This is a genomic window from Streptomyces sp. NPDC101225, assembly GCF_044767585.1.
Taxonomy (GTDB): domain Bacteria; phylum Actinomycetota; class Actinomycetes; order Streptomycetales; family Streptomycetaceae; genus Streptomyces.
This window is the reverse complement of sequence record NZ_JBIWOE010000001.1, coordinates 493,245-518,833: the sequence shown is the minus strand read 5'-3', so window position 1 is coordinate 518,833 and position 25,589 is coordinate 493,245. Positions and strand designations below refer to the sequence as shown.

26 protein-coding genes are annotated in these 25,589 nt (G+C 72.4%); 13 read left to right on the top strand and 13 right to left on the bottom strand.

Features of this window, described 5'->3' with window-relative positions; all coding sequences use genetic code 11:
- Window positions 1–71: 71 nt before the first annotated feature.
- Window positions 72–782 carry a DUF2238 domain-containing protein gene (locus tag ACIRPX_RS02440; RefSeq protein WP_404187409.1) on the top strand — a complete coding sequence of 237 codons (711 nt, stop codon included), beginning with the start codon at window positions 72–74 and terminating at the stop codon, window positions 780–782.
- Here ACIRPX_RS02440 and ACIRPX_RS02435 read toward each other — a convergent pair.
- On the bottom strand, window positions 703–1,203 hold the full coding sequence (locus ACIRPX_RS02435; protein WP_404187408.1) for a DUF6328 family protein: 501 nt from the start codon (window positions 1,201–1,203) through the stop codon (window positions 703–705). The two genes, ACIRPX_RS02440 and ACIRPX_RS02435, sit on opposite strands and share 80 nt — an antisense overlap.
- A gap of 163 nt (window positions 1,204–1,366) precedes the next feature.
- Between ACIRPX_RS02435 and ACIRPX_RS02430 the strand changes: the two genes are divergently transcribed.
- Window positions 1,367–1,717 (top strand): hypothetical protein, encoded by a 351-nt coding sequence (locus ACIRPX_RS02430; protein ID WP_404187407.1) that lies wholly within the window; start codon window positions 1,367–1,369, stop codon window positions 1,715–1,717.
- A 27-nt stretch (window positions 1,718–1,744) separates the two neighbouring features.
- On the opposite strand, the gene ACIRPX_RS02425 is transcribed toward ACIRPX_RS02430, so the two are convergent.
- The 5 genes from ACIRPX_RS02425 to ACIRPX_RS02405 form a co-directional block, all read right to left on the bottom strand.
- Window positions 1,745–2,728, bottom strand: coding sequence for an aldo/keto reductase (locus tag ACIRPX_RS02425; RefSeq protein ID WP_404187406.1), 984 nt, complete (start codon window positions 2,726–2,728; stop codon window positions 1,745–1,747).
- 4 nt (window positions 2,729–2,732) lie between these two features.
- Window positions 2,733–3,377 (bottom strand): TetR family transcriptional regulator, encoded by a 645-nt coding sequence (locus ACIRPX_RS02420; protein ID WP_404187405.1) that lies wholly within the window; start codon window positions 3,375–3,377, stop codon window positions 2,733–2,735.
- On the bottom strand, window positions 3,374–4,858 hold the full coding sequence (locus tag ACIRPX_RS02415) for an MFS transporter (RefSeq protein ID WP_404187404.1): 1,485 nt from the start codon (window positions 4,856–4,858) through the stop codon (window positions 3,374–3,376). The genes ACIRPX_RS02420 and ACIRPX_RS02415 overlap by 4 nt, the downstream gene beginning before the upstream one ends.
- 126 nt (window positions 4,859–4,984) lie before the next feature.
- Complete coding sequence (locus ACIRPX_RS02410) at window positions 4,985–5,701, bottom strand: ribonuclease H (RefSeq protein WP_404187403.1); 717 nt, start codon at window positions 5,699–5,701, stop codon at window positions 4,985–4,987.
- Window positions 5,702–5,732: 31 nt separating this feature from the next.
- Complete coding sequence (locus ACIRPX_RS02405; RefSeq protein ID WP_404187402.1) at window positions 5,733–6,533, bottom strand: VOC family protein; 801 nt, start codon at window positions 6,531–6,533, stop codon at window positions 5,733–5,735.
- 192 nt (window positions 6,534–6,725) lie between these two features.
- Here ACIRPX_RS02405 and ACIRPX_RS02400 point away from each other — a divergent pair, with 192 nt between their 5' ends.
- The 5 genes from ACIRPX_RS02400 (at window position 6,726) to ACIRPX_RS02380 (ending at window position 12,624) form a co-directional block, all read left to right on the top strand.
- Window positions 6,726–7,733 carry a zinc-binding alcohol dehydrogenase family protein gene (locus tag ACIRPX_RS02400; RefSeq protein WP_404187500.1) on the top strand — a complete coding sequence of 336 codons (1,008 nt, stop codon included), beginning with the start codon at window positions 6,726–6,728 and terminating at the stop codon, window positions 7,731–7,733.
- A 306-nt stretch (window positions 7,734–8,039) separates the two neighbouring features.
- Window positions 8,040–9,482 (top strand): family 2B encapsulin nanocompartment shell protein, encoded by a 1,443-nt coding sequence (locus ACIRPX_RS02395; RefSeq protein ID WP_404187401.1) that lies wholly within the window; start codon window positions 8,040–8,042, stop codon window positions 9,480–9,482.
- Window positions 9,483–9,496: 14 nt separating this feature from the next.
- Window positions 9,497–10,546, top strand: coding sequence for a family 2 encapsulin nanocompartment cargo protein terpene cyclase (locus tag ACIRPX_RS02390; protein ID WP_404187400.1), 1,050 nt, complete (start codon window positions 9,497–9,499; stop codon window positions 10,544–10,546).
- 48 nt (window positions 10,547–10,594) lie between these two features.
- On the top strand, window positions 10,595–11,473 hold the full coding sequence (locus ACIRPX_RS02385; RefSeq protein WP_404187399.1) for a geranyl diphosphate 2-C-methyltransferase: 879 nt from the start codon (window positions 10,595–10,597) through the stop codon (window positions 11,471–11,473).
- Window positions 11,474–11,709: 236 nt separating this feature from the next.
- Window positions 11,710–12,624 carry an SGNH/GDSL hydrolase family protein gene (locus ACIRPX_RS02380; protein ID WP_404187398.1) on the top strand — a complete coding sequence of 305 codons (915 nt, stop codon included), beginning with the start codon at window positions 11,710–11,712 and terminating at the stop codon, window positions 12,622–12,624.
- Window positions 12,625–12,895: 271 nt separating this feature from the next.
- Here ACIRPX_RS02380 and ACIRPX_RS02375 read toward each other — a convergent pair whose 3' ends face one another.
- Entirely contained in the window at window positions 12,896–13,378 is a 483-nt protein-coding gene (locus tag ACIRPX_RS02375) for a VOC family protein (protein ID WP_404187397.1), read from the bottom strand.
- A 125-nt stretch (window positions 13,379–13,503) separates the two neighbouring features.
- On the opposite strand from ACIRPX_RS02375, the gene ACIRPX_RS02370 reads away from it, so the two are divergent.
- From ACIRPX_RS02370 to ACIRPX_RS02360, 3 genes are all read left to right on the top strand, one after another.
- Window positions 13,504–14,730: an epoxide hydrolase family protein gene (locus ACIRPX_RS02370; protein WP_404187396.1), complete on the top strand. Its 1,227-nt coding sequence runs from the start codon at window positions 13,504–13,506 to the stop codon at window positions 14,728–14,730.
- 166 nt (window positions 14,731–14,896) lie between these two features.
- Complete coding sequence (locus ACIRPX_RS02365) at window positions 14,897–15,535, top strand: ATP-dependent Clp protease proteolytic subunit (RefSeq protein WP_404187395.1); 639 nt, start codon at window positions 14,897–14,899, stop codon at window positions 15,533–15,535.
- 1 nt (window position 15,536) lies between these two features.
- Window positions 15,537–16,139, top strand: a complete 603-nt coding sequence (locus ACIRPX_RS02360) for a ClpP family protease (RefSeq protein WP_404187394.1) — start codon at window positions 15,537–15,539, stop codon at window positions 16,137–16,139.
- 8 nt (window positions 16,140–16,147) lie between these two features.
- Here ACIRPX_RS02360 and ACIRPX_RS02355 read toward each other — a convergent pair whose 3' ends face one another.
- Complete coding sequence (locus ACIRPX_RS02355; protein ID WP_404187393.1) at window positions 16,148–16,549, bottom strand: helix-turn-helix domain-containing protein; 402 nt, start codon at window positions 16,547–16,549, stop codon at window positions 16,148–16,150.
- A 46-nt stretch (window positions 16,550–16,595) separates the two neighbouring features.
- Between ACIRPX_RS02355 and ACIRPX_RS02350 the strand changes: the two genes are divergently transcribed.
- A complete protein-coding gene (locus ACIRPX_RS02350; RefSeq protein WP_404187499.1) occupies window positions 16,596–17,417 on the top strand; it encodes a class I SAM-dependent methyltransferase in 822 nt (273 codons plus the stop codon).
- Between the two features lie 177 nt (window positions 17,418–17,594).
- On the top strand, window positions 17,595–18,482 hold the full coding sequence (locus tag ACIRPX_RS02345; RefSeq protein ID WP_404187392.1) for an RNA polymerase sigma factor SigF: 888 nt from the start codon (window positions 17,595–17,597) through the stop codon (window positions 18,480–18,482).
- Window positions 18,483–18,543: 61 nt separating this feature from the next.
- Here ACIRPX_RS02345 and ACIRPX_RS02340 read toward each other — a convergent pair whose 3' ends face one another.
- Window positions 18,544–18,999 (bottom strand): ATP-binding protein, encoded by a 456-nt coding sequence (locus tag ACIRPX_RS02340; RefSeq protein ID WP_404187391.1) that lies wholly within the window; start codon window positions 18,997–18,999, stop codon window positions 18,544–18,546.
- A gap of 104 nt (window positions 19,000–19,103) precedes the next feature.
- Complete coding sequence (locus ACIRPX_RS02335) at window positions 19,104–20,231, bottom strand: DUF6777 domain-containing protein (RefSeq protein ID WP_404187390.1); 1,128 nt, start codon at window positions 20,229–20,231, stop codon at window positions 19,104–19,106.
- 177 nt (window positions 20,232–20,408) lie between these two features.
- Between ACIRPX_RS02335 and ACIRPX_RS02330 the strand changes: the two genes are divergently transcribed.
- Window positions 20,409–21,683, top strand: a complete 1,275-nt coding sequence (locus ACIRPX_RS02330) for a streptophobe family protein (protein WP_404187389.1) — start codon at window positions 20,409–20,411, stop codon at window positions 21,681–21,683.
- A 22-nt stretch (window positions 21,684–21,705) separates the two neighbouring features.
- Here ACIRPX_RS02330 and ACIRPX_RS02325 read toward each other — a convergent pair whose 3' ends face one another.
- The 3 genes from ACIRPX_RS02325 to ACIRPX_RS02315 are packed head-to-tail and all read right to left on the bottom strand — an operon-like array spanning window position 21,706 to window position 25,584.
- Complete coding sequence (locus tag ACIRPX_RS02325; RefSeq protein ID WP_404187388.1) at window positions 21,706–22,698, bottom strand: serine/threonine-protein kinase; 993 nt, start codon at window positions 22,696–22,698, stop codon at window positions 21,706–21,708.
- Window positions 22,688–23,236, bottom strand: a complete 549-nt coding sequence (locus ACIRPX_RS02320; protein ID WP_404187387.1) for a hypothetical protein — start codon at window positions 23,234–23,236, stop codon at window positions 22,688–22,690. Before ACIRPX_RS02320 ends, ACIRPX_RS02325 begins: the two co-directional genes overlap by 11 nt.
- 8 nt (window positions 23,237–23,244) lie before the next feature.
- A complete protein-coding gene (locus ACIRPX_RS02315; RefSeq protein ID WP_404187386.1) occupies window positions 23,245–25,584 on the bottom strand; it encodes an FHA domain-containing protein in 2,340 nt (779 codons plus the stop codon).
- Window positions 25,585–25,589 lie beyond the last annotated feature (5 nt).

Sequence of the window (25,589 nt, the reverse complement as noted above, 5' to 3'; positions counted from 1 at the left end):
CTGAGTAGCCGTACTCATGCCGCGGCCCGCCCGCCCGGCCAGCATGGGGGCTCCCACCGGAAGGAGCTCCCATGACCGCAGTTGTGCATGCCGCCGCACCGCGACGGCATCTGCCCGCCCTGCTCGTCGCCGTCGTGGTCGCGGGCATGGCCGTGTCGGCCTGGGATGCCCGCGACCGCACGACCTGGTTGCTGGAGACCGTGTGGGTCCTGGCCGGACTGCCGCTGGTGGTGCTCACCCGGCGGCGCTTCCCGCTGACGAACCTGCTGTACTGCCTGCTGGCCGCGCACGCGCTCGTCCTGGCGGTGGGCGGCCACTACACCTACGCACGGGTACCGCTGGGCGACTGGGTGCGCGACACCTTCGGCCTGTCCCGCAACCCCTACGACCGCTTCGGCCACCTCATGCAGGGCTTCGTCCCGGCCGTGCTGGTGCGGGAGTTGCTCAGCCGTACCTCGCCGCTGCGCGGCAGCCGCTGGCTGGCCCCGCTGACCGTGTGCGCGTGTCTCGCCTTCAGCGCCGTCTTCGAGATGCTGGAGTGGCTGGCCGCGGTGGTCGGCGGGCATTCCGCGGACGCGTTCCTGGCCACGCAGGGCGATGTGTGGGACACCCAGTGGGACATGTTCTGCGCGCTGATCGGCGCCACGGTCTCGGTGCTCGTGCTCTCCCGCCCGCACGACCGGCAGCTCGACGCGCTGGGCGTCACCGCCTCGTACGACGGTGCCGGGCCCACAGCGGGACGGCGTACCAGCACAGGGCGTACCACACGACCACTGGCGTGACGATCCAGGGCACGACGGCGTTGTGGGCCGCCACCCGCAGGATCAGCACCAGTGAGGAGGTCATGGTGGCGAACAGCAGGGCCAGGCCGACGAAGGTCATCCGGGAGGCCCACTCGACGGCCTGCGCCTTGACCCGCCGCCCGGAGACCAGGCGGTGCAGGGAGACGGGCCCGATGAGCGCGCCGGTGGTCGCGGCGCCGAGGACGACCGTGACGATGTAGATGGTCTTGTCCGTCTGGGGCAGTGTGTCGTACTTCTGCTGGAACACGACGGTGAGCAGGAAGCCGAACAGGATCTGCACGCCGGTCTGGGCGACCCTGACCTCCTGGATCAGCTCGCCCCACTTCCGGTCGGCCCGCTCCTCCTCGGTCTCGTGCCGCCCCCACTCGTTGATCTCTCCACCGCTCTTCGTGGCCGGCACGGTTCCTCCCGGCTCTCCTCGGCCCGGACATCGTCCCTGACCGTGTTCCCCCTTCTCGCCGGATTGAGCGGGACGTGCCCGAACAGGCCGCTGTTTGGGCGACGAGCGGGGGGTTACACGGTGCGGCATGGTCTACGAAGACCGTCCGAGGAGTCGGACGGAGATGCCCGGCACCGAACTCACGGTCACGGTCGGCGGCGGCACCGTCGCCGACGCGCGTGCGGTCGTGCAGGTCCTGGAACCCGCCTTCGGCAGCCCTCTGGAGGACCTTCCGGCCACCGACGACGTCACGGTCCACACGGCACGTTTCGCCCGCGATCCGGCCCGCGGGCGGTCCGGGTCCGGGCCTTCCGTCGCCGGCCGTCTGTCCGGCGCGGTGACGCTGACCGTGCAGGGGTCCCCGCTTGCGGTGGCGACGGCGCGCGAGACGCTCAGGCATGCCTTCACCGCGCAGGACCGGGGCTCGGTCTCCGGCGACCAGGAGCAGGAGTGGCAGCTGCTCCTGGAGCCGTGAGCGGGCGGCGCGGAGTCGCCGCGCCCGTTACCAGCGGGTCTCGACCTGCTCCTTGACGCGGCGGTCGTAGAGGTCGCGGATCGCGGCGTGGGTGGCGGCGTCGAGCCCCGGGAGCCGGGCGGCGTCCGCGTTGGCGCGGGCCTGCTCGGGCGAGCGGGCGCCGGGGATCACGGTGGTCACGCCGGGCTGCTCGATGATCCAGCGCAGTGCGAGCTGGGCCGGGGTGAAGCCCGAGGGCGCTAGGGCGGCGAACTCCGCGGCGGCCTCGACGCCCGTCGCGTAGTCCACGCCGGAGAAGGTCTCGCCGACGTCGAAGGACTCGCCGTGCCGGTTGTAGGTGCGGTGGTCGTTGTCCGCGAAGACGGTGTCCTTGGTGTACTTGCCCGTGAGCAGGCCGGAGGCGAGCGGGACGCGGGCGATGACGCCGACGCCGGCCTCCCGCGCGGCCGGGAGCACCTCGCGCAGCGGCTTCATGCGGAACGGGTTGAGGATGATCTGCACGCTGGCCACGTTCGGGCGCGCGATCGCGGTCAGCGCCTCCGCGCAGGTCTCCACGCTCACGCCGTACGCCGCGATGCGCTCCTCCTCGACCAGGGTGTCCAGGGCGTCGAAGACCGCGTCCGAGGAGTAGACCGGGGTGGGCGGGCAGTGCAGCTGCACGAGGTCGATCCGGTCGACGCCGAGGTTGCGGCGCGAACGGTCGTTCCAGGCGCGGAAGTTGTCGAGGACGTAGTTCTCCGGGATCTGGTCCGCCCGGCGGCCCATCTTGGTGGCGACCAGCACGTGCAGGTCGGGGCGTCCGGCGAGGAAGGCGGCGATGGTCTGCTCGCTGCGCCCGTCGCCGTAGACGTCGGCGGTGTCGAAGAACGTGACCCCCGCCTCGGCCGCGGCCTCCAGGACCGACAGGGCTTCCTTGTCGTCGACGTCACCCCAGTCCGCGCCCAGCTGCCAGGTGCCGAGACCGATGACGGATGCGTGCTGATCAGACCTACCGAAAGTGCGCTCGTCCATGGCGTCAGTCTTTCATCCGCCCGCGGCCCTCGTCCGCCGGCGCCCGTCGTCCGCCGGCGGCCGGGGTGAGGTGGGCCTGCACCGTGGGCGCGTACCGGTCCACGACGTCCTCCGGCGCGGCGGCCCGCACCTGGCTGCCGCGGGCGATCCCGAACATCACCCCGAGGCCCAGCAGTCCCGCGACGGCCAGCTCCGCGCGCAGGCCCGCGTCCGGGCCGTCCAGGCGTGCGGTGAGGCGGTCGGTCACCTGGCTGCGGAAGTTGGCGCGCAGGATGTCGCCCTGCGCGCCGTGCAGGGGCGCGAACACGATCCGCAGGAGCGGGTCGGCGCCCTGCTGCGTCTGGCTGACCAGCACGTGCCGGACCATGTGCCGGCCGAGCTCGTCCAGCGGGGCGTCGAGCAGGGCCTCGGCGTCGGTCTCGAAGGACATGACGCGGGCGAACAGCGCGTCCTTGTTGCCGAAGTACTTCAGGATCAACGGCGCACTGACACCCGCGCGTTCGGCCACGGCCTTGAGTGTGATGTCGCCGTGCGCGTGGCGGGCCAGCAGGTGGCGGGCGGCCCTGAGGATGGCCGCCTTCGTCGCCTCGGCGTCACGGCGGGCGGGCGCGGGCGTGGCCGCGGTGGGAGGAGTGCTCACGGCCCTCATGCTCCCTCCAGCGCCTCGTCGTGGCGGTCGCGGGTACGGCCGCGGGCCCGGCGTGTCGCCCCCGTCCCGGGGTCGCCGGGGATGCTCAGGGCCGCGGCGCCGGCGACCAGGGCGACCGCGCAGGCCATCCCGAAGGCGAGCAGATAGCCGTGCAGGGTGGGCACGAGGGCACCGCCGACCGGGCCGGAGTGGTGGACGAGCACCGCGGCCACGGCGGCGCTGGAGGTGGCCTGCCCGATGGTGCGCATGAGGACGTTGACGCCGTTGGCGGAGGCGGTCTGCTCGGCCGGGACGGCGCGCAGGATCAGGGTGGGCAGCGCCGAGTAGGCGAGGGTGGTGCCGGTCGACACCACCGTCGCGCCCAGGATGATCATCCAGAGGTCGCGGCTGTCGGCGATGCGCACGACGTAGCCGCAGGCGATGACGGCGGCGCCGAGGGCGAGCGTGACACGGGGGCCGCGGGACGCCGAGATACGGGCCGACAGGGGCGAGAAGAGCAGCATGGTGACGCCGCCCGGCAGCAGGCACAGGCCGGTCTCCACGATCGACAGTCCCAGGCCGTACCCGGTGGCCTTCGGCGCCTGCACCAGCTGGGCGGTGACCAGGGAGTTGGCGTAGAAGGCGAATCCGGTCAGCAGCGCCGCCACGTGGGAGAGGCCGACCCGCGGCCGGGAGACCAGGCGCAGGTCGACCAGCGGCTTCTCGGCGCGCAGCTGCCACCACCACCAAAGGGCCAGGATCACGACGGTCGCGGCGAACAGGCCGAGGACCCGTGCGCTCCCCCAGCCCCACTGGCCGCCCTGGGACACGCCGAGCAGGAGGCAGACCAGTCCGGCGGCCAGACCCAGCGCGCCGGGGATGTCGAACCGGCCGGGCTCCCGCACCGGCGACTCCTTCACCGCCCACCACACCGCGCAGACGCCGAGCACGCCGAGGGCGGTGGTCAGCCAGAACATGGTGTGCCAGTCGTAGTACTGCACGACCAGCGCGGCCAGCGGCAGACCGAGCGCGGCGCCGATGCCGACGGTGGAGCTCATCAGCGCCACCGCGGAACCCCGGCGCTCGGGCGGGAGCTCGTCGCGCAGGATGCTGATCGACAGCGGCACCACGGAGGCGGCGGCGCCCTGCAGGGCACGGGCCGTGATGAGGACGGTGATGTCGGACGACAGCGCGCACATCACCGAGCCGACGGTCATCAGGGCGAGCGCGGAGGTCAGCACCCTGCGCTTGCCGTACATGTCGCCGGCCCGGCCGAGGACCGGCGTGAGGACGGCGCCGGAGAGCAGGGTCGCCGTCACCGTCCAGGAGACCGCCCCCGCGGAGGCGCCCGTCAGCCGCGGCAGGTCGGGCAGCAGCGGCACGACCACCGTCTGCATGACGGCCATGAGGATGCCGCCGAAGGCCAGCACCGGAATCGTGAGCCGGTCGCGCAGGGGCGCCGCCGCCCCGGTGGTGCGGGCTATCGGTCCCGGCTGATCCATCGGCGCTCCAGTCTCGGGGCGGAGAAGAGGTGAATGCCCATTCACCCTACTCAGTGAATGGGCATTCACCCAATTCCTTCTGCGGGAGCGTTGTACCGGCCGTGTGGTCCCGCGTACGGCATGGTCTCAGCCCGTGGGCTCCGCCGTACGGCACTCCGGGTGGCCCCAGCCCTGCGCGTTCTTGGCGATCGGCTCGCCCGCCCCGTAGGAGCGGCCGCACAGGCAGCGTCCGGGGAACTTCGCCTTGATGGTGCGGGACGAGGAGCCGCCGCCCTGCCGGGTCGCCCCGGACTTGCGGCGCGCGCCGCCCGGCTTCGCGCCGCCCGGCTTCGGGGTGTCCTCGGAGGCCGGCGGCTCGGCCGATCCGAGGGCGCTGCCCGCGGGCTCCTGGATCTTCGCCGCCTGGCTGGCGGCACGGTCGGCGAAGTCGTTGAGCCGGTCGCCGTCGACCTGGTGGGCGGGCACGTAGCGGAAGTCGACCGAGCGGCCGTCCAGCAGTGCGTCGATGCGCACGACCAGTTCCTGGTTGGCGACCGGCTTGCCGGCCGAGGTCTTCCAGCCGTTGCGCTTCCAGCCGGGCAGCCAGGTGGTGACGGCCTTCATGGCGTACTGCGAGTCCATCCGGACCTCGAGCGGGACGCTCGGGTCGGTCGCCGCCAGCAGCCGCTCCAGCGCGGTGAGTTCGGCGACGTTGTTGGTGGCCTTGCCGAGCGGCCCCGCCTCCCAGCGGGCCGGGGTCTCCGTCTCGTCGGCGACGACCCAGGCCCAGCCCGCAGGACCGGGATTTCCCTTCGAAGCCCCGTCGCACGCGGCCACAACACGTTCACGCATGCGCCCGATCATGCCATGGACCGGCGGGCCGCCCGGCCCGCGTTCACCGGACGTCGGTGGTCTGCGGCATCTCTCCGGCCGTCGTCGTGACGTCGATGACCGAGAAGTTGGCGCCCTGCGGGTCGCTGAGCGCCGCGAACCGGCCGAAGGGGCTGTCCATCGGCCCGAAGCGCAGCACACCGCCCAGCTTGGTCGCCCGGGCGACGGCGTCGTCGCAGTCGGGCACGGTGAAGTAGACGTTGATGTACGGCGGCACCTCGGGCGGGAAGTCCTCCGTCATCTGCATGCGGCCGAGGACGGTGTTCCCGCCCAGGTCGAACATGCGGAAGTTGATGGCGTCGTCCTGCAACTGCTTGGCCTCGTAGCCGAAGACCGAGGTGAAGAAGGCGTCCGACGTGCCCGGTTCGCGGGTGAAGACCTCCGCCCAGCAGTACGCCCCGGGCTGCTGCGGCGGTGCCTCGAACCCCTCGTGGGTGCCCGCCTGCCAGACGCCGAAGACGACGCCGCTCGGGTCGCGGCTCAGGCACATCGTGCCGAACTCGCCGACCTGCATCGGCTCCATCAGCACCTCGCCGCCGTTGTCGCGGATCCTGGCGGCGGTGGCGGCGGCGTCCGCGGAGGCGAAGTACAGGCACCACTGCGACTGGCCTTCCTGCCCGGGCATCGGCGGTACGACGGCGGCCACCGCCTTTCCGTCGGCGTACGCCTGGGTGTAGTTGCCGTACTCCGACGACGCCTCGCCGAAGGTCCAGCCCAGGACGTCGCCGTAGAACGTCTTGGCTCCCTCCAGGTCGCCGAACATCGCGTCGGCCCAGCAGGGGGTTCCCTCAGGTTGCACGGCCATGACTCGGCCCTCTCCCGACTAGGTGGAATCCGGTCCGTTTCCTCACGCTAGCCATCCCGCCGCCGAAACGCGCGCCGAGCGCCGGGGTCCGTTCCAGACTGGAGTGAAGGGCCTACCGAGCACGGGAGACGGCCCCCATGGCGCGGGGGAACGGACGGCGACGGGACGGGGTGCGTGATGACGGACGCAACCATGCGGGCGTGGACGGTCCAGACGTCCGGGCCGGTCGAGAAGGGCGGGCTCCGGTACGTGCGGAAACCGGTGCCGCGGCCCGCGGAGGACGAACTGCTGGTGCACGTGCGCGCGTGCGGGGTGTGCCGTACCGACCTGCATGTGGCCGAGGGCGACCTGCCGACCCACCGGGCGGGCGTGACACCGGGGCACGAGGTGGTGGGCGTGGTGGCCGGGTACGGGGCCCGGGTTGAGGGCTTCGGGACCGGTGACCGGGTGGGGGTCGCGTGGCTGCGGCACACGGACGGCACGTGCGCGTACTGCTCGCGCGGGGCCGAGAACCTGTGCCCGGCCTCGCGGTACACCGGCTGGGACGCCGACGGCGGCTACGCGGAGTACACGACCGTGCCGGCCGCCTTCGCCCACCGGCTGCCCGGCTCCCTCGACGACGTGGCGCTCGCGCCCCTGCTGTGCGCCGGGATCATCGGATACCGCGCGCTGCGGCGGGCGGCGCTGCCGCCGGGCGGACGGCTCGGTCTGTACGGATTCGGCGGCAGCGCACACCTGTGCGCCCAGGTGGCGCTGGCCGAGGGCGCCAGGGTGCACGTCCTCACCCGCGGGGCGGCGGCGCAGCGGCTGGCGCTCGACCTCGGCGCGGCCTCGGCGCGGGACGCGTACGCGATGCCGCCCGAGCCGCTGGACAGCGCGATCCTGTTCGCGCCGGTCGGCGATCTGGTGCCGGTCGCGCTGCGCGCCCTCGACCGCGGCGGCACGCTCGCGGTCGCCGGCATCCATCTCAGCGACACCCCGCCGCTGCACTACGAGACCGAACTCTTCTACGAGAAGCAGATCCGCAGCGTCACCTCCAACACCCGTGCGGACGCGCGGGAGTTCCTGACCCTGGCGGCCCGGCACGGGGTACGGGCCACCACGCACACCTATCCCCTGTCGCGGGCCGACGAGGCGCTGCGGGATCTCAAGGCGGGGCGTTTCGACGGGGCCGCGGTGCTGGTGGACGACGGGTCCTGAGCGCGCACAGCGCCGCGGGGGGAGCGCGCGGTGCGCGAGGCCCGTGGGGTGGCCGTGCGCCCTGTGCGCCGGAGCGGAGAGGGAAGATCACCGGCGCGTGATCACGTCGCCGGGGCTCCCCCGCCTCGGCTGCGGAGTTTGCGCCTCCGCTCCGTGAAGCCGCCCCCCTCACGCCGTACCGCGTGGCGATCACAGCTGTTTGGCTTCTACCTGCGGTTCGTACCCGTCGGCCGCCACGAAGTCGCCTTCCTCTCCGACCGCTCGTCCACCCCTGTACATCGCCCTGTGCATCCCCCGGGAGGGAATGTGTCCGCCCCAGAAAGCGCCTCCGGTCCCGCCACCGAGGAACCCGTCCCCGATCCCGACGGCCAGGCGCAGCTCACCAGTCTCAGCACCCAGGCGGCGCGCCAGCTCACCACGACGACCAAGTCCGAACCGCAGATGCAGGCCATCAGCTCGCGCTGGCTGCTGCGGTCCCTGCCCTGGGTGGACGTCAAGGGCGGTACCTACCGGGTCAACCGGCGGCTGCAACTGCGTGTCGGGCGCGGCCGTGTGCAGTTCGAGCAGAACGGCGCCGACGACATCCGGGTGATCCCGGAGACACTCACCGAACTGCCGGTGCTGCGCGGCTACGCCGAGACCGACGTCCTCCGGGAGGTGGCCACCCGCTTCCGGGCCCGCGAAGTGCGGTCCGGGCAGGTGCTGTTCGAGGCCGGGCAGCCGGTCACCGAGGCCTACCTCGTGGTGCACGGCAGGTTCACCCGCTACGCCGCCGGCAAGTACGGCGAGGAGGAGATCATCGGGGTCGTCACCGACGGCGACCAGATGGGCGACGAGGCCATCGGGCAGTCCGACCCGCTGTGGCTGAGCTCGGTGCGGGCGGAGACGGCGGGCGTGGTGCTGGTGCTGCCCTGGGACGTCGTCACCGAGCTCACCGAGCGGGTGCCCTCCCTCGCCGCGCATCTGGCGGCGTTCGCGGAGCGGCAGAAGCTGCCGATGAACCGCAAGGGTGAGGCCGACGTACCGGTACAGGCCGGCCATGTCGGCGAGCACACGCTCGACGGCGGCTTCGTGAACTACGAACTAGCCCCGCGCGAGTACGAGTTGTCGCTCACCCAGACCGTGCTGCGGGTGCACACCCGGGTCGCCGATCTCTACAACGACCCGATGAACCAGACCGAGCAGCAACTGCGTCTGACCATCGAGGAGATCCGCGAGCGCCAGGAGTGGGAGCTGGTCAACAACCGGGAGTTCGGGCTGCTGGCCAACGTCGACCACGGCCAGCGGGTCAGCACCTTCACCGGTCCGCCCACCCCGGACGACATGGACGAACTGCTCGCCATGCGCCGCAGGACCAAGGTCTTCCTCGCCCATCCGAAGGCGATCGCCGCGTTCTTCCGGCAGTGCAACCGGCGCGGTCTGGTGCCGGGCACGGCCACCGTCGAGGGACACGAGATCCCGGCCTGGCGCGGGGTACCGATCTTTCCCTGCAACAAGATCCCGATCAGCCCCCAGCACACCAGCAGCATCATCGCGCTGCGCACCGGGGAGAGCGACCAGGGAGTGATCGGCCTGTACCAGACGGGCATCCCGGAGGAGTACCAACCGGGCCTGAACGTGCGGTTCATGGGCATCGACACGGCCGCGATCATCCGCTACCTGGTGACCGCCTACTACTCACTGGCCATCCTCGTGCCGGACGCCGCGGGGATTCTGGAGAACGTCCAGCTCGGCCGGACGGCCGACTGAGGGTGGAGCACGCGATGAGTACGCCCGCTTCCCCGGCCGCCCTGCCGGGGCCGCCCGACCTGGCCCGCACCCTGAGGACACGCCGGACCGGGGCGATCCCCGGCCTGCGGTACCGGCCCGTGGCCCCCGCCGACCCGGCCAAGGCCGCGGAGGTCGACGCCAGGCTGGAGGCCTGGGCCCGCGGCCTCGACCTGTTCCCGAAGGCGTGGTCGGGGGACTTCTCGGGCTTCCAGTTCGGCCGGGCCGTCGTCCTGCAGCATCCCGCGGCGGCCGACATGGAGCGGCTGACCGCGGCGGGCAAGCTGCTGCTGGCCGAGAACCTGGTCGACAGCTGCTACTGCGAGGAGGACGAGGGCAGGGGTGGCGCCCGCCGCGGCCTCGGGGGCCGGCTGGTCCTGGCCCAGTCGGCGCTCGACCCCTTCCAGGGCCCGCCGGTGCTGCAGGAGCAGTGGGCGCAGGGCGTGCAGGCCGACGGCCCGCTGCGCTCGTACCACTGGGCGCTCAGGGACTACGCCGCCGTGGCCACCTCCAGCCAGACCGACCGCTTCGTGCACGACATCGCCCGGCTGCACCTCGGCTATCTCGCCGAGGCGGCGTGGGCGGAGGTCCGGTACGTGCCGCGGGTGTGGGAGTACCTGGTGATGCGGCAGTTCAACAACTTCCGCCCGTGTCTGTCGATCGTCGACGCCGTGGACGGCTACGAACTGCCCGAACCGGTCTACGCCCGCCCGGAGATCCAGCGGATCACCGCCCTCGCCTGCAACGCCACCACCATCGTCAACGACCTGTACTCCTTCACCAAGGAGCTGGCGAGCGACCCCACCCACCTCAACCTGCCGCAGGTCGTCGCCGCCAACGAGCGGTGCGGGCTGAAGGCCGCCTATCTCAAGGCCGTCGACATCCACAACGAGATCATGGAGGCGTTCGAGGAGGAGTCCGTCCTGCTCGCCGCCACCTCCCCGCTCGTGGAGCGCTATGCCCAGGGCCTGTCGGACTGGGTGGCCGGGAACCACGAGTGGCACGCCACCAACACCCACCGCTACTCCCTGCCCCACTACTGGTAGAAACAGCACCGCTGACGCTCTGTCAGACGCACCACGAGGAGTCATCTGTTGACCATCGCCCCCGACGCCGGCACCACGGCGGCACCGGTACCGACCCAGTCCAGGTACCAGAACCGCGTCGCCGACTACTGGAACGCCGAGGAGAATCCGGTCAACCTCGAGCTCGGCAAGCTCGACGACCTCTACCACCATCACTACGGCATCGGCGACGCCGACCGGTCCGTGCTCGACGAGAGCGACCCCGCGCGCAGGCGGGAGCGGATCACCGCCGAACTGCACCGCCTGGAGCACGCCCAGGCCGAGCTGCTCGCCGGCCGGCTCGGCGCGCTCTCCCCCGCCGACCGCGTCTTCGACGCCGGCTGCGGGCGCGGCGGCGGCAGCGTCGTGGCCCATCTGCGCCACGGCTGCCAGGCGGACGGCGTGACGATCTCGGCCAAGCAGGCCGCGTTCGCCAACGAGCAGGCCCGTAAGCGGGGCATCGACGGGCACGTGCGTTACCACCACCGCAACATGCTCGACACCGGCTTCGAGAGCGGCGCCTACGCCGCCTCGTGGAACAACGAGTCGACCATGTACGTCGAGCTGGACCTGCTGTTCGCCGAGCACGCCCGGCTGCTGCGCCGGGGCGGGCGCTACGCGGTGATCACCGGCTGCTACAACGACGCCTACGGCCGGGCGTCCCGCGAGGTGTCCCTCATCAACGCCCACTACATCTGCGACATCCATCCGCGCTCGGAGTACTTCCGGGCGATGGCCCGCAACCGCCTCGTCCCCGTCCACGTCCAGGACCTCACCGCCGAGGCCATCCCCTACTGGGAGTTGCGCCGGCAGGCCGACCATCTGGTCACGGGCATCGAGGACACGTTCCTCACGGCGTACAAGAACGGCAGCTTCCAGTACCTGCTGATCGTGGCCGACCGGATCTGATCGCGGCTGACCGGGTCTGATGGCCGCCGCCGCACCGGAGGGGCGTTCCCTCCGCGGTGGAGGGCGAACCGGCACGGGCGGGTGCGCGGTGCGTGGCAGCACCGCGTCGCACGAGCCCGTGCCGGAACTCCCCCGGCGGCTGGACCGTTCCCGAACTCACCTGCCTGCCTTCCGTGTTGGGCCCCTCTGTGCTTGCCTGGTGAGCCGTTCTCGGTCGCCGGTGCAGGAGTCGCCGTATGCGGAAGCCGTGGATCGTGGGATCGCTGCTGGCCGGAGTGCTGCTGCTGGGCGCGTGCAGCGATCCGGTGTCCGGGCCGCAGGAGGCGCCGCCCTCCCCCGCGCCGCCGCAGGTGTCCGCCACGACGACCCACCAGCGGGCGCCCGCCTCCCCGAAGGCGCCGGCCGTGGCGCCCCGGGTGCTCTATCTCGGGGACTCGCTGGCGATGGAGGCCCAGAACGTGCTCGGCGAGCAGCTCCGCACGGACCTGGCGGCGACGTACACGAGCGCCCCGTACTCGGGAACCACCCTGTGCGACTACCTCGAAGGCACCGGGAAGCGGTCGCTCGTACCGGCCGCGGACAAGGCGGCCGCACTGGTGCGCACCCGGCACCCGGACTACGTGGTGCTCCAGTTCTGGGGCAACGCCTGGCCCTACACCTGGTGCATGGACGGGATCACCTACGACGCCTCGCCGCAGCGGTACTTCGCGCGCTACCGCGCCGACCTGCGCCGGCTCACCGGGCAGATCGCCGACGCGGGCGGCAGCCGGCGCCCGAAGATCGTGTGGGTGCTCCAGGGACCGGACCCGATCACCCCCGACCGGGTCCGGCGCGTGAACGAGATGTACGAGCGCCGGGCCGCCGCCTCGCACGACGTCGTCTCCGACGCGGGCGCCGCGGTGAGCCCCGCCGGGGCCCGCTACACCTGGTCCCAGGACCTGCCGTGCACCGCCTACGAGCACCGGCACGCCGGCTACTGCACCGATCCGGGCCGCGACCGCACCGCGCTCCACCTCGGCAAGGACTACCTGCACTTCTGCCTCGCCCCGACGACATCGGCTCCGAGACCCTGCCCGGCGCGCTCCCCCGGCATCGTGCGGATCGCCCGCGCGATCACCCGCACGATCGCGGAACAAGTGCGCGCTCCATGAGCCGGTGGAGGCGACGCCGGCCCGTCGCCCGCCGGATGCACGTGGCGGTGGCCTGCGGTGGCGGAACGGCCGGCCTGTACGCCGCCGGCACCGAAGCCGGCCGCGACCGCGCGTGTCACCGGGGTGTCGCGGCACGTCGGCGGCCTGCGTCGCGCCGGGTACGTCGGCGGGTCGCGGCGGCCGGTCCGTGCCCCGGGCGGGCGGACACGGCCGGCCCGGCGCCGGGTGGCGGCGGGCCGGCCGTCGAGCCGGAGCGAGCGGACGCGGGGCGTCACCCGCCCGTGTAGGCCTTCTCCAGGGCGGCGATGTCGAGCTTGCCCATCGACAGCATCGCCTGCATCGCACGCGACGCCTTCGCCGTGTCGGGATCGCTGATCATCTCGTCCAGCCGCTCGGGAATGACCTGCCAGGACACGCCGTAGCGGTCCTTGAGCCAGCCGCAGGGGCCGGGCTCGCCGCCGCCCTCGGTGAGTTTGGCCCAGTAGTAGTCGATCTCCTCCTGGTTCTGGCAGAACATCTGGAAGGAGATCGCCTCGGTGAACTTGAACTGGGGGCCGCCGTTCAGGGCGACGAACCGGTGGCCGTTGACCGTGAACTCGACGGTCAGCACCGTGCCGGCCGGCTGCATGGCCCCCTCGGTGTAGTGCGACACCCGGCCGATGCTGGAGTTCTTGAAGACCGAGACGTAGTAGTGGGCGGCCTCCTCCGCCTGGCCGTCGAACCAGAGACACGTGGTGAATCCGTCGGTGGTCATGTGTTCTCCTCCTGGGGCGCGGAACGCGGTCACCTGTACCGACTGGTCCCCGCCGCGGAACTCATCGGTGGCCGGCCCGCTGAAATCCGGATGGCCGCGGCACCGGCCGCAACTACGCTCCGCACATGACGTCTTCGCCTGCCGGCACGGCAGAGAACGCAGAGCCCTCCGCCGGCATCCGGCCCTTCCGCCTCGACATCCCGCAGAGCACCCTCGACGACCTGCACCACCGCCTCGACCTCACCCGCTGGCCCGACGAGCTGCCCGGCACGGGGTGGTCGTACGGCGTGCCCGCCGACTACCTGCGTGAACTCGTCACGTACTGGCGTCACTCCTACGACTGGCGGGCCGCCGAGGCCGAGCTCAACCGGCTGCCGCAGTTCACCACCACCCTCGACGGCTCGACCGTCCACTTCGCCCACATCCGCTCCCCCGAGCCCGACGCGACCCCGCTGATCATCACGCACGGCTGGCCCGGCTCGATCGTGGAGTTCCTGGACGTGATCGGGCCGCTCACCCATCCCTCGGCGCACGGCGGCGACCCGGCCGACGCCTTCCACCTCGTCGTCCCGAGCATCCCCGGGTTCGGACTGTCCGGCCCGCCCGCGGACACCGGCTGGGAGGCGGGCAGGATCGCCGACGCCTGGGCCGAGCTGATGCGGCGGCTCGGCTACGAGCGGTTCGGGGCGCAGGGCGGCGACTGGGGCGCCGCGATCTCCCGCGAGCTGGGCCGGGCGCATCCCGACCGGGTGAGCGGCGTCCACCTCAATCTGCTGCCGGGCGGACAGCAGCTCACCGAGCCCACACCGGAGGAGCTGGACGAGCTGGGCACGGAGGAGCAGGAGCGGGCGCTGCTGAGCTGGCGCCGGTGGAGCGAGTGGTCGCGCGAGGGCACCGGCTACGCGATCCTGCAGTCCACCCGGCCGCAGACCGTTGCGTACGCCCTCACCGACTCGCCCGTCGGCCAACTCGCCTGGATCGTCGAGAAGTTCCAGGAGTGGACGGACTCGCCGCTGCTGCCCGAGGAGGCCGTCGACCGGGACCGGATGCTCACCAACGTGATGCTGTACTGGCTGACCGGCACGGCCGGTTCCGCCGCCCGCGTCTACTACGAGCGCGCGCACGCCACGGGCCGCCAGGCCCTGCCCACCGAGCCGTCGGCCGCGCCCACCGCGCTCGCGGTCTTCCCGGCCGAGCCCCAGCTCCCGCTGCGGCACAAGGCGGAGCGGACGGAGAACCTCGTGCGGTGGACGGAATTCGACCGCGGCGGGCACTTCGCGGCGATGGAGGAACCGGACCTGCTGGTCGGCGACGTACGGGCGTTCTTCCGGCAGCTGCGCGCGAAGGGCTGACACCGCATTCCGCGCGCGGAGGGCGTGCGCCCCGGCCGGGCGGAGCGAGCCGGCGGGGCTCTGCCCGTGGCGAATCTGCCGCGGGCAGAGAAACGGCGTCGGCGGGCGCGGGCGGGCCAAGAGTGGAGTCGACGGCAACACGGCCCGACGTTCTACAGGAGAGACCATGACTCCACTCACCGCCTTCTCGCCCCGCGCGGAGGAGGGCGACACCCCACCCAGCCGGTTCGACGACCACCTCGCGGCCCAGCTCCTCGGCCAGCGCATCGTGTTCCTCGGCACCCAGGTCGACGAGGTCTCCGCGAACCGGGTCTGCGCACAGCTGCTCCTGCTGTCCGCGGAGGACCCGCGCACCGACATCAGCCTCTACGTGAACAGCCCGGGCGGTTCGGTGCACGCGGGCCTGGCGATCTACGACACGATGCGCCTGATCCCGAACGACGTGTCGACCCTGGCGATGGGCTTCGCGGCGAGCATGGGGCAGTTCCTGCTGAGCGTCGGCGCGGCGGGCAAGCGGTACGCGCTGCCGAACGCGCGGATCATGATGCACCAGCCGTCGGCGGGGATCGGCGGCACCACCGCGGACATCGAGATCCAGGCGGAGAACCTGGAGCACACCAAGCGGACCATCGAGCGGATCACCGCCGAGCACACCGGCCAGAGCCCGGAGACCATCTCGCAAGACGGCGACCGCGACCGCTGGTTCACGGCCGAGGAGGCCAGGGAGTACGGGATGGTGGACCGGGTCCTGGATTCCCTCGCGGACGTCCGCCCGACCGCCTCGAAGCGACGGATGGGGCTGTGACATGGGGAACTACACGATTCCGTACGTCATCGAGCGGACCGCGCACGGAGAGCGCTCCTCGGACGTCTTCAGCCGGCTGCTGTCCGAGCGGATCATCTTCCTCGGCACCGAGATCGACGACGGCGTCGCCAACGTCGTCATCGCGCAACTCCTCCATCTGGAGTCGGCGGCGCCCGAGAACGAGATCGCGATCTACATCAACTCCCCCGGCGGATCGTTCACCTCACTGATGGCGATCTACGACACGATGTCCTTCGTGCAGGCGCCGATCTCGACGTTCTGCGTCGGCCAGGCGGCCTCCACGGCGGCGGTGCTGCTGGCCGGCGGCGATCCCGGGCGGCGGTTCGTCCTGGAGCACGCGCGCGTGCTGCTCGGCCAGCCGGCCTCCGGCGGCCGGCAGGGCACGGTCTCCGATCTCGCCCTGCAGGCCAAGGAGATGGTCCGGATCCGCTCCCAGGTCGAGGAGGTGCTCTCCCGTCACACCCGTCACGACATCGCGACCCTGCGCGCGGACATGGACCGCGACAAGGTCTTCACCGCGCAGGACGCGGTGGCCTACGGCCTGGCGGACGAGGTGGTGAGCCGCCGCCTGGTGACGGTCTGAGACGCCGGTCAGGCCGCCAGGCACAGTCCGTCGTTGCGTGAGGTGGAACCGGCCCGGCTGCGCCTGGGGCTGTGGCCGGTGATCCGGACGAGTTCGCCCTGGGCGCGGGACAGCAGGTCGCCCAGGCCGAGGCCCAGGGCATGGGCGGCGGCCGCGAGGACCTCGGAGGAGGCCTCCTTGCGGCCCCGTTCCACCTCGGAGAGGTACGGCATGGAGATCCGGGCCTCGTCCGCCACGTCCTTCAAGGTGCGCTCCTGGGCGAGGCGTTCGCGCCGCAGGACGTCGCCGACCAGGTCGCGCCAGAGGGGCTCCCTGGGCGGCCGCCGCGCGGGCGGAGGGGCGACGGGGCGCGCGCCCTGCGAGGGGCGCAGCTCGATGACGCGGGCTTCGTTCGGCACTTGGCTGCTCACCGTCCCAGCCTAATTTCCCTCGCCACGATGGGAAGGGACCGGCATTCTGCCCTGGGTGGAATCACGGAGGGACGAGGACGCGGTGACGGCGTTGCGGGAGACGTTCAACGAGGATGCCGAGCTCTACGACCGGGCGCGCCCGCGGTATCCCCGCGCCCTGGTCGGCGAACTGGCCCGCGCGGCCGGACTCGGTCCGGACAGCCGTGTCCTGGAGATCGGGCCGGGCACCGGCCAGCTCACCGTTCCGCTGGCGGAGACGGGCTGCCGCATCACCGCGGTGGAGCTGGGCGACGCGATGGCGGGCGTGGCCCGGCGACGCCTGGCCGCGTTCCCGCGCGTGGAGGTGGTGGTCGCCGAGTTCGAGAACTGGGACCTGCCCGCGCACCCGTTCGACCTGGTGGTGAGCGCCACCGCCTTCCACTGGATCGACCCGGCGGTGCGGCTGGTCAAGGCGGCACGGGCGCTGCGCCCCGGCGGGCGTCTCGCCCTCGTCCTCACGGAGCATGTGGCGGGCGGCAGTGTGGAGTTCTTCGCTCAGGCCCAGCGCTGCTACGAGCGCTGGGACCCGGACACCCCGCCGGGCCTGCGCCTGCTGCCGGCGTCCGAGATCCCGGCGGGCACCGGCGAGCCGGCGGACTCCCCGCTCTTCGAGCACGTCGTGGCGACCCGGCACACCCAGGACATCACCTACACCACCGACCAGTACATCGACGTGCTGCGCACCTACTCGGGCCACCGCGCGCTGGACGAGGGGGCGCGCCGCGGTCTGCTGACATGTCTGCGCCGGCTCATCGACACACGCCACGGCGGCAGTGTCACCAAGCGCTACCTCCATGAACTGATCGTGACGGAACGTGCCCTCACGTGACAGGGTCACTACCTTCCGTGACCGAGACTTCGCTCCGTCGTCCGGTCCGGGCCCCTCCTGGTGCCCGGAGGGCATGCTCCGGCGATTGCCGGGTAACCGCTCCCACGTAGAGGCCGATGCAGACCGGACAGACATCGATGTACACATACGTCGATCCGTGACTTCGTGGGAGAGGTAATGGACACCGCCGTGGAACGGTCGGACGCACAGGCGACCCTGGGGGCCGCCGGGACCAGCACGGGTGATGGGCCACTGCCGGGTATCGAGGAGCCGAGGGCGGTGGCGCCGCGTGACGCGCGGGCGCTGTCCCGGCAGTTCTTCCAGCGCCTGACGGAACTCGAAGAGGGCACGCACGAGTACCAGTACGCGCGCAACACGCTGATCGAGATGAACATGTCGCTGGTGCGGTTCGCCGCCGGACGCTTCCGGGGGCGCGGCGACGACATGGAGGACATCGTCCAGACCGGGATGATCGGCCTGATCAAGGCGATCGACCGGTTCGAGCTGTCCCGCGAGGTCGAGTTCACCTCGTTCGCGCTGCCGTACATCGTCGGCGAGATCAAGCGCTTCTTCCGTGACACCACCTGGGCCGTGCACGTGCCGCGCCGTCTGCAGGAGCTGCGGGTCGAGCTGGCCAAGGCGCGCGAGGAACTGGCCAGCCGACTGGACCGCGACCCCACGGTCGCGGAGCTCGCCACCTTGATGAACATCGCGGAGAACGAGGTCGTCGAGGCGCAGATCGCCTCCAACGGCTACAACTCCTCCTCGCTGGACGCCGCGCTCACCGGCGACGGGCCGGAGAGCGGCGAGGCGGTGCTGGCCGACTTCATCGGCGTGGAGGAGGACGGGCTGCGGCTCGTCGAGGACTTCCAGACGCTCGCCCCGCTCATGGCGGAACTCGGCGAACGGGACCGGGAGATCATCCACATGCGGTTCGTGGAGGAGGCCACGCAGGCGGAGATCGGTGAGCATCTCGGCTGTTCTCAGATGCACGTGTCCCGGCTGATCAAGCGGATCATCGCGCGACTGCGCGAGGGCATGCTGGGCGAACTCGGCTGCGCCTGAGGCAGGCACGCGCGGACGTGACCGCCGGGGCCGTGGCGCCGGCGCCTTCCGCCTTCGGCGGTCACTCGCGGACGAGTCTCATCACCGCGCACACCCGCTTGCCGACCGGGACGCGTTCCACGACGACCCGGTCGGCCAGGGCGTGGACGATCTCCAGTCCGTGCCGGCCGACCCGCTCGGGATCACGCGGGAAACGGCGCGGAAGCGCCGCGCTGCTGTCGTAGACCCAGACGCTCACCGACGTGTCCGTGCCTTCGAGTTCGAGGATGTACGGGCCGTTGCTGTGCCGGTCGGCGTTGGTGACCAGCTCGCTCACGACCAGAAGCACCTCCTCGACGGCACGGTCCTCGATCCTGGCGCACCACTCGGTCCTGAGCTGGTCCACGAAGTGCGCGGTGAAGGAGCGCGCCTCGGCGATGCACCCCTGCTCGCCGGTGTAGTGCGCCGCCCGCCGTAGCGGTTCCACGGGCACGTCGAAACCAGTCGGTATCACTGCCCCGCCCACGTGCTCGATCATGCATGTCTCTCTCGGAAGCCGGCCAGGCCGGACGCTGCTGCACCATGCTCGTACCCCGAGGCGCGTCCCGCAGTCCCCCTTCCGGCCGATGTGTCCCCCTGGAGTCAGGACGCGGGTGCTGCGGGAGAGGTTGCCGACGTGTCCGCGGGACTCGTCACGGGCGCGGAGGACGGCGGCTCGGAACTCGGGGCCGAGGAGGACTCGGAGGGGGCGGTCGACGTGGCAGGACAGGGAGTCGGGCCACCGGTCGCACCCGGCGAGGAGCCGCACGCGGAGGGGGACGAGGACGCCGTCGGGGTGGACTCGCTCACCGACGGGGAGGGCTTCGCGGGCGGCCGGGTCCGGTGGTCGTCGTGGCCCGTGTCACCCCGGTGCCGGGCGATCCACTCGCCGTGCTCGGAGTCGTAGAGGATGAAGATGTCGATGATCCGCGGGGCGGGGTCGACCACGACCACGTCCGAGGGGCGGTACGACGGCCAGGTGTCGCCGGTCGGCTTCGGCGTGCTCTGCAGGGCGACCGGCGGGGTCAGCGGGTTGCCGCAGGCGCAGCGCACACGGGGTACACCGCGGCCGTCGACGAGGACGGCCGTGCCCGCCTGCAGGACCGCCTGGTAGGCGGTCGCGGCGCCGTTGCGGTAGCCGTGGTTGGTGACGCGGGTGTCCATGCGCAGCTGGACGGGGGTGAGGGCGCGCAGGTAGGCGGGGACACCGGCCGGGGCGAGACCCTCCACCGAGGCGAACGCCTTGTTCTTGGCCGGATCCGCTCCCAGTGCCTTGATCTGCCGCTCGACGTCGCAGCTGGAGATGTTGCGGGTGCCGCCGTACAGGCCGGGCGCGCCGCCGTCGACCTGGCGCACCGCGTGCGCGGGCGCCGAACCGGTGGCCGGGGAGGCCGGGACGGGCGGGACGGAGCTCTTCTCGGCGGTGGACTGCGTGAACGGTTCGGGGCCGGTCCTGCCCGCGGCCTGGAGGAAGAGCTCCCCGCTCTGCCCGGAGCCGCCGGAGCGGGTGAACACCACGGCGAGGACCACGGCGGCGACCACGACGGTGGCGAGTACGGCGAGACGGGGTGCCGACCTCCACCACGGGCGGCGGGGCGGTGGCGAGGGCAGGCCGGCGCCGTCGCTGCCCGGTGGCTGCGAGGGCGGGCCCGACGGTGGTTCGGACGGACCCGAGAGCGGGCCGGACGGTGGTCCTGTGGGGCGGCCGGAGGACGGCGGTTCGACGCTCACGAGCTCTCTCCCGACACAGCTTCGGTGCGGCCACGGCTTCGGTACCGCTTGCCGAGATATGTGACGCTTTCTTACGTGCTGTCCTCATTGTGTGTCGCGGCCCCTTGCCGCCCGCAAGCCGACGCGGACGGACCTCCCGGCGGGCGGGGCGCGCGGGCGCTGCTTAGCGTGGCGAGCGTGAGCCCGCGAACCCCCTCCCCGGACGTCGCCCGTCATGGCTGGCCGCAGGCCCTCGCCGCCGTGCTGGCCGCGCTGATCGCCATGTGGGGCATCGCCGCCCTGGGGCTGCTGGCGGCCGGAGCGGGAGGGCTGCCGGACGGAGCGTTCCCCCGGGTCGTCACGGCGACCGTGGTCACGGCGGTCGGCGGCACGATCGAACTGTCCGGGAACGCGGGTGCGCTGGCCGAGTCCGCGGCCGGGATCACGGTGATGCCGCTGTCGGTCACGCTGACCGGGACGCTCGTCCTCGCGGCGGGCTTCCTGCGCCCGCTGCGGCACCGGGCGGTCGCGGGCGTCCCGGAGCTGGCCGGCTGGGCCGCGAGGATCGCGGTGCTGTGGGTGCTCTCGCTGCTCGGCATGGCCTTCGCCGCCCGTCAGACCTTCGCGGTGTCCCTGGGCTCCGGGGTCCTCGGCGACGTCGGCGACGTCTTCGGCCTGTCCCCGAAGGTGGGGTTCACCACGGACGTGCCGCTGACCGTGCTGTTCGGTGTCCTGTGGCTGGCCGGTGTGCTGGTGCTGGCCCTGCTGGTCTCCTCCGCCGCCCCGCTGCCGGGGCGGCTGCTGCGCTTCCAGGAGTCGGTGCGGCCGGCCGCGTACGCCATGGTCGCCCTGCTGCTCGCGTTCGTGGCCGTCGGTGTGGTGATCGCGCTGGTCGTCGCCGCGACCCGGGGGCATGTCCCGGAGACCTTCGCGGTGATCCTGCTGGGCCTGCCGAACGTGGCCTGGCTCGCGCTCACGCTCGGCCTCGGCGCCACCTGGACCGGCCGGGTGGACGGCCCGTTCGGGCTGCCCATGCCGCACGTGCTCGACGAGGTGCTGCGGACCAAGGACGTCTCCACGCTCAATGTGCACACCCTGGCCGGCTACGACGGCCGGGTGTGGTGGCTCGTGGCGGTGGACGCGGTCCTGCTGCTGGCCTCGGCCTTCTCGATGGCGGCCCGCTCCCCCGCCCGCGTACGGGCCTGGCAGCACGCCCTGCACATGGCGGTCGCCCTCGCGCTGACCGTCCTGACGATCTGCCTGGTGGGCCGGGTCTCCGCCCACTACGGCCTGTCGCTGCTCGGGATCGGCGACCTGGGCGGTGGCCTGTCCGGCGACGTGTTGCTCACGCCCCAGGTGTGGGGCGCGCTGGGCTTCGCCCTGCTGTGGGGCCTGGTGACCGGCTTCCTCGGCGCGCTGCTGGCGAGACCGGTACGGCGGCGGGGCCAGGCCGGCGAAGCGGCCGGCACGTGAACAACGCTACGGGCCGATACACCTAGATCCGGCTCCGGAAGACCGGTTCGGCCCAGCGCGGTGGCGGCTCGGGCCCCGCTCCGCCCGTGGACGGGAGGCGCAGGTCCACCTCGGTGCGGGGGTGGTCGCTCGGCGGGGTGCCCGTCAGGGCGGTGCGCAGGGCGGTGACGAAGGCGCGGCAGGACTCGTGGCGCTCGTCGGGGCTCTTGGCCAGAGCCCTGCCGAACACGGTGTCGGCCTCGGGGGCGAGGTCGGGCCGGAACTCCGTCAGCGCGGGCGGCCGGTCGTACTGGTGGGCCCAGAGCAGGGCCATGTCGTCGTCGCGCCGGAAGGGCGGCCGGCCGGCCAGGGACTCGTAGACGACGCAGCCGAAGCCGTAGACGTCGCAGCGTCCGTCGACGGGCCGCCCGGAGATCTGCTCCGGGGCCACGTAGTCGAGGGTGCCGACGAACTGGCCGACGGAGGTGAATCCGGTCAGGGACAGCGACTTCTTGGTCAGGCCGAAGTCCGTGAGGTAGGCGTGCTCGGGGTGCTCGCTGTCGGTGCCGCGGGCGACCAGGATGTTGCCGGGCTTCACGTCCCGGTGCACCAGCCCGTGCTCGTGCGCCGCGTCGAGCGCGGAGGCGACCTGCGCGGCGATGCGCAGCGCGACCTCGGGAGCGAGCGGGCCGCGCCGGTCGAGGAGATGGCGCAGGTCGCTGCCCTCGACGTAGCGCATGGCGATGTACAGCACTCCGTCCGTCTCGCCCGCCTCGAAGACCGGCACGATGTGCGGGTGGTCGATGGCGGCGGCCGCCCGGGACTCGTGGGTGAAGCGGAGCCGGAAGGTGTCGTTGCGGGCGAGTTCGGGGGCGAGCAGCTTGAGGGCGACCGTCCGCTCCAGGCGCAGGTCCCGGGCGCGGTAGACGACGGCCATGCCGCCGCGCCCGATCTCCCGCTCGATGCGGTAGCCCGCCACCTGCCGGCCGATCAGGTCGGAGGGGCGTCCCGCGAAGACGCTCGCGTCACGGGCCATCGGGTGTCACGACCTGGGTGGGAGGGTGGCCCTCCGCCGGGGCGGCCGCGCCCGGAGCGTCGTCGTCCGTGGCGTAGGTGCTCACGCGCGTCCCGTCGCCGTAGACCCATCGGCCCTGCTCGGTGTCGTACAGCCACACGTTCTCACCGTCGACCACGATGCCGACGCGCAGTCCTCGCGTACGGCCGCGGAAGGACTCGCCGTCGAGGCCGCCGCGTGCGCGTTCCTCGACGGCGGCCCGGTAGCGGGCGAGGTTCTGTTCGGTGCGGGCGAGCAGGGGGCGCGGGTCGGCGGTGCGAGCCTGGGGACCGCCGGCGGCGGGCGGGTCCTGGGGCACGGCGACCAGATGGCGGCCGTCCACCCAGGCCGACCAGCCGTTGGAGCACACCACGTGCGCCCAGTCGCCGCGCCGCTCGGCGAGCTGCACGGGCAACAGCGGATCGAGGGGGACCGTGGGGCGGCCGGGGTCGGGGGCCTCCCAGGCGGGCATGCCGTGCTGGGGGACGACGTGGGTGGGCCGGAAGCCGGGGTTCGTCATCGCCGGGCCTACTTCCGCATCACGACGGGTTCGTGCCGGCGCAGCAGCCGGGAGACCAGGAAGCCGAAGAGCGCCGAGAGCACCACCAGCATGGCGATGTTCAGCAGCCACACCCCGGCCGAGTGCTTGAACAGCGGGTCGCCGGTCAGCTCGCCCGGCACGATCCGCGCCAGGCCGACGGTGCCCGCCATCGCGCCGAGCGCCCAGCGCGAGGGCACCAGCCACGACAGCTGCTCCAGACCCGGTACCCCGTGCAGCTTGAGCAGGGCGCCGCAGAAGACGACTTGGACGATGGCCAGCAGCACGAGCAGCGGCATCGTCACCTCTTCCTTGCGCACCAGAGCGGAGACGAGCAGGCCGAGCATCATCGCCGTGAAGGCCAGCAGGGCCACCGCGACGGTGATTTCGGCCAGGGGCGGCATCAACACGCCCTCGCCGCCGGGGGCGTTGAGGTCGACGCCCAGAAGGGCGACCAGGGTGAGCACCACGGCCTGGAGGACGGTGATCGTGCCCAGGACGACGACCTTCGACATCAGGTACGCCGATCTGGACAGGCCCACGGCACGTTCGCGCTGGTAGATGGTGCGTTCCTTGACGAGCTCGCGCACGGCGTTGGCGGCGCCGGTCAGGACTCCGCCGACGCACAGGATGAGCAGGGCGTTCATCGCGGTGGCCTGGGTCAGTCTGCTGCCGGCCAGGGCGCGGGCCATCGCGCCCATCACGAACGGCAGCGCGATCATGATGACGAGGAAGGTGCGGTCGGCGCCGAGCGCGGCGGTGTAGCGGCGTACGAGGGTGCCGAGTTGGGCGCCACGGCTGCGCGGGCGGGGCGGCGGGGTGACGGCGACCGGGCCGGGGTCGGGCACCCGGGGCTGCGCCGTGGCGTCGGCGACGTAGCGACGGTGGGCGGGCGAGTGGCGGAAGTCGCCCGCCCAGTCGCGGCCGCGGTCGCGTTCGAAGGACTCGAAGGCCTCCGGCCACTGCTCGAAGCCGAAGAAGGCGAGGGCCTCGTCGGGCGGGCCGTAGTAGGCGATGGTGCCGCCCGGGGCGAGCACCAGGAGCCGGTCGCACACGTCGAGGCTCAGGACACTGTGGGTGACCACGACGACGGTACGGCCGTCGTCGGCCAGGCCGCGCAGCATGTGCATCACCGAGCGGTCCATCCCGGGGTCGAGGCCCGAGGTCGGCTCGTCGAGGAAGAGCAGCGAGGGCTTGGTCAGCAGCTCCAGGGCCACGCTGACCCGCTTGCGCTGCCCGCCGGAGAGGCTGTGCACCGGCTGGCCGGCCCGCTGTTCCAGGCCCAGTTCGCGGATGACTTCCTCGACCCGGGCCCGGCGCTCGGCCTTGGCGGTGTCCTGCGGGAAGCGCAGTTCGGCGGCGTAGGACAGGGCGCTGCGGACGGTGAGCTGGGCGTGCAGGATGTCGTCCTGCGGGACGAGGCCGATGCGCTGGCGCAGCTCGGCGTAGTCGCGGTAGAGGTCGCGGCCGTCGTAGAGCACCGTGCCGTGGTCGGCGGGCCGCTGGCCGGTGAGCGCGTTCAGCAGGGTGGACTTGCCGGCGCCGCTCGGCCCGACGACGGCGAGCAGGCACTTCTCCCCCACCGGGAACGACACGTGGTCGAGCAGGGTCTTGCGGCCGCGGTCGACGGCGACCGTGAGGTCCTGCACGTCGAGGGAGACCTCGCCGGTGTCGACGTACTCCTGGAGCTGGTCGCCGACGAGGCAGAACGCCGAGTGGCCGATGCCGACGATGTCGCCGGGGCGTACGGGCGCGGTGGTGACGGGTGAGCCGTTGAGGAACGTGCCGTTGTGGCTGCCCAGGTCGGCGATCTCGTACGTCCCGTCGGGCAGGGCGCGCAGTTCGGCGTGCCGGCGCGAGACGATCAGGTCGTCGATGACGAGGTCGTTGTCGGCGGCGCGGCCGATGCGGACGGTGCGGGCGGGCAGCGGGCGCACGGTGGTGGGCCGGCGGTAGGTGGCGGTCAGGCCGGGCATGGAGACCGCCGAGGGGCGCTCCGGAGGTGCGATCGGAGGGCTGCTCAGCACGGCGCAGGGGCCGTCGGCGGGATTGCCGAAGCGGATCACGCTGCCGGGGCCCACGCCCCAGGCGTGGATGCGGCGGCCGTCGGCGAACGTGCCGTTGGTGCTGTTCTCGTCCTCGATGGTCCAGTGGTCGGCGTCGGGGCGCAGCACCGCGTGGTGCCACGAGACCCGGACGTCGTCGATGACGATGTCACTCAGGGGATCGCGCCCGACGTGGTAGTCGCGGGCCGGGCTCATCACGGTGGAGCCCGCCTCGGTCTCCAGGACGAGTTCGGGCGCAGTCGGCGCGACGGGCCGCTCTGCCATGAGGA

Coding starts and splice junctions, on each gene's coding strand:
- ACIRPX_RS02440 (WP_404187409.1), top strand. CDS start 72: ATGACCGCAGTTGTGCATGCCGCCGCACCGCGACGGCATCTGCCCGCC.
- ACIRPX_RS02430 (WP_404187407.1), top strand. CDS start 1,367: ATGCCCGGCACCGAACTCACGGTCACGGTCGGCGGCGGCACCGTCGCC.
- ACIRPX_RS02425 (WP_404187406.1), bottom strand. CDS start 2,728: ATGGACGAGCGCACTTTCGGTAGGTCTGATCAGCACGCATCCGTCATC.
- ACIRPX_RS02420 (WP_404187405.1), bottom strand. CDS start 3,377: ATGAGGGCCGTGAGCACTCCTCCCACCGCGGCCACGCCCGCGCCCGCC.
- ACIRPX_RS02415 (WP_404187404.1), bottom strand. CDS start 4,858: ATGGATCAGCCGGGACCGATAGCCCGCACCACCGGGGCGGCGGCGCCC.
- ACIRPX_RS02410 (WP_404187403.1), bottom strand. CDS start 5,701: ATGATCGGGCGCATGCGTGAACGTGTTGTGGCCGCGTGCGACGGGGCT.
- ACIRPX_RS02405 (WP_404187402.1), bottom strand. CDS start 6,533: ATGGCCGTGCAACCTGAGGGAACCCCCTGCTGGGCCGACGCGATGTTC.
- ACIRPX_RS02400 (WP_404187500.1), top strand. CDS start 6,726: ATGCGGGCGTGGACGGTCCAGACGTCCGGGCCGGTCGAGAAGGGCGGG.
- ACIRPX_RS02390 (WP_404187400.1), top strand. CDS start 9,497: ATGAGTACGCCCGCTTCCCCGGCCGCCCTGCCGGGGCCGCCCGACCTG.
- ACIRPX_RS02380 (WP_404187398.1), top strand. CDS start 11,710: ATGCGGAAGCCGTGGATCGTGGGATCGCTGCTGGCCGGAGTGCTGCTG.
- ACIRPX_RS02375 (WP_404187397.1), bottom strand. CDS start 13,378: ATGACCACCGACGGATTCACCACGTGTCTCTGGTTCGACGGCCAGGCG.
- ACIRPX_RS02370 (WP_404187396.1), top strand. CDS start 13,504: ATGACGTCTTCGCCTGCCGGCACGGCAGAGAACGCAGAGCCCTCCGCC.
- ACIRPX_RS02365 (WP_404187395.1), top strand. CDS start 14,897: ATGACTCCACTCACCGCCTTCTCGCCCCGCGCGGAGGAGGGCGACACC.
- ACIRPX_RS02360 (WP_404187394.1), top strand. CDS start 15,537: ATGGGGAACTACACGATTCCGTACGTCATCGAGCGGACCGCGCACGGA.
- ACIRPX_RS02345 (WP_404187392.1), top strand. CDS start 17,595: ATGGACACCGCCGTGGAACGGTCGGACGCACAGGCGACCCTGGGGGCC.
- ACIRPX_RS02340 (WP_404187391.1), bottom strand. CDS start 18,999: ATGATCGAGCACGTGGGCGGGGCAGTGATACCGACTGGTTTCGACGTG.
- ACIRPX_RS02325 (WP_404187388.1), bottom strand. CDS start 22,698: ATGGCCCGTGACGCGAGCGTCTTCGCGGGACGCCCCTCCGACCTGATC.
- ACIRPX_RS02320 (WP_404187387.1), bottom strand. CDS start 23,236: ATGACGAACCCCGGCTTCCGGCCCACCCACGTCGTCCCCCAGCACGGC.
- ACIRPX_RS02315 (WP_404187386.1), bottom strand. CDS start 25,584: ATGGCAGAGCGGCCCGTCGCGCCGACTGCGCCCGAACTCGTCCTGGAG.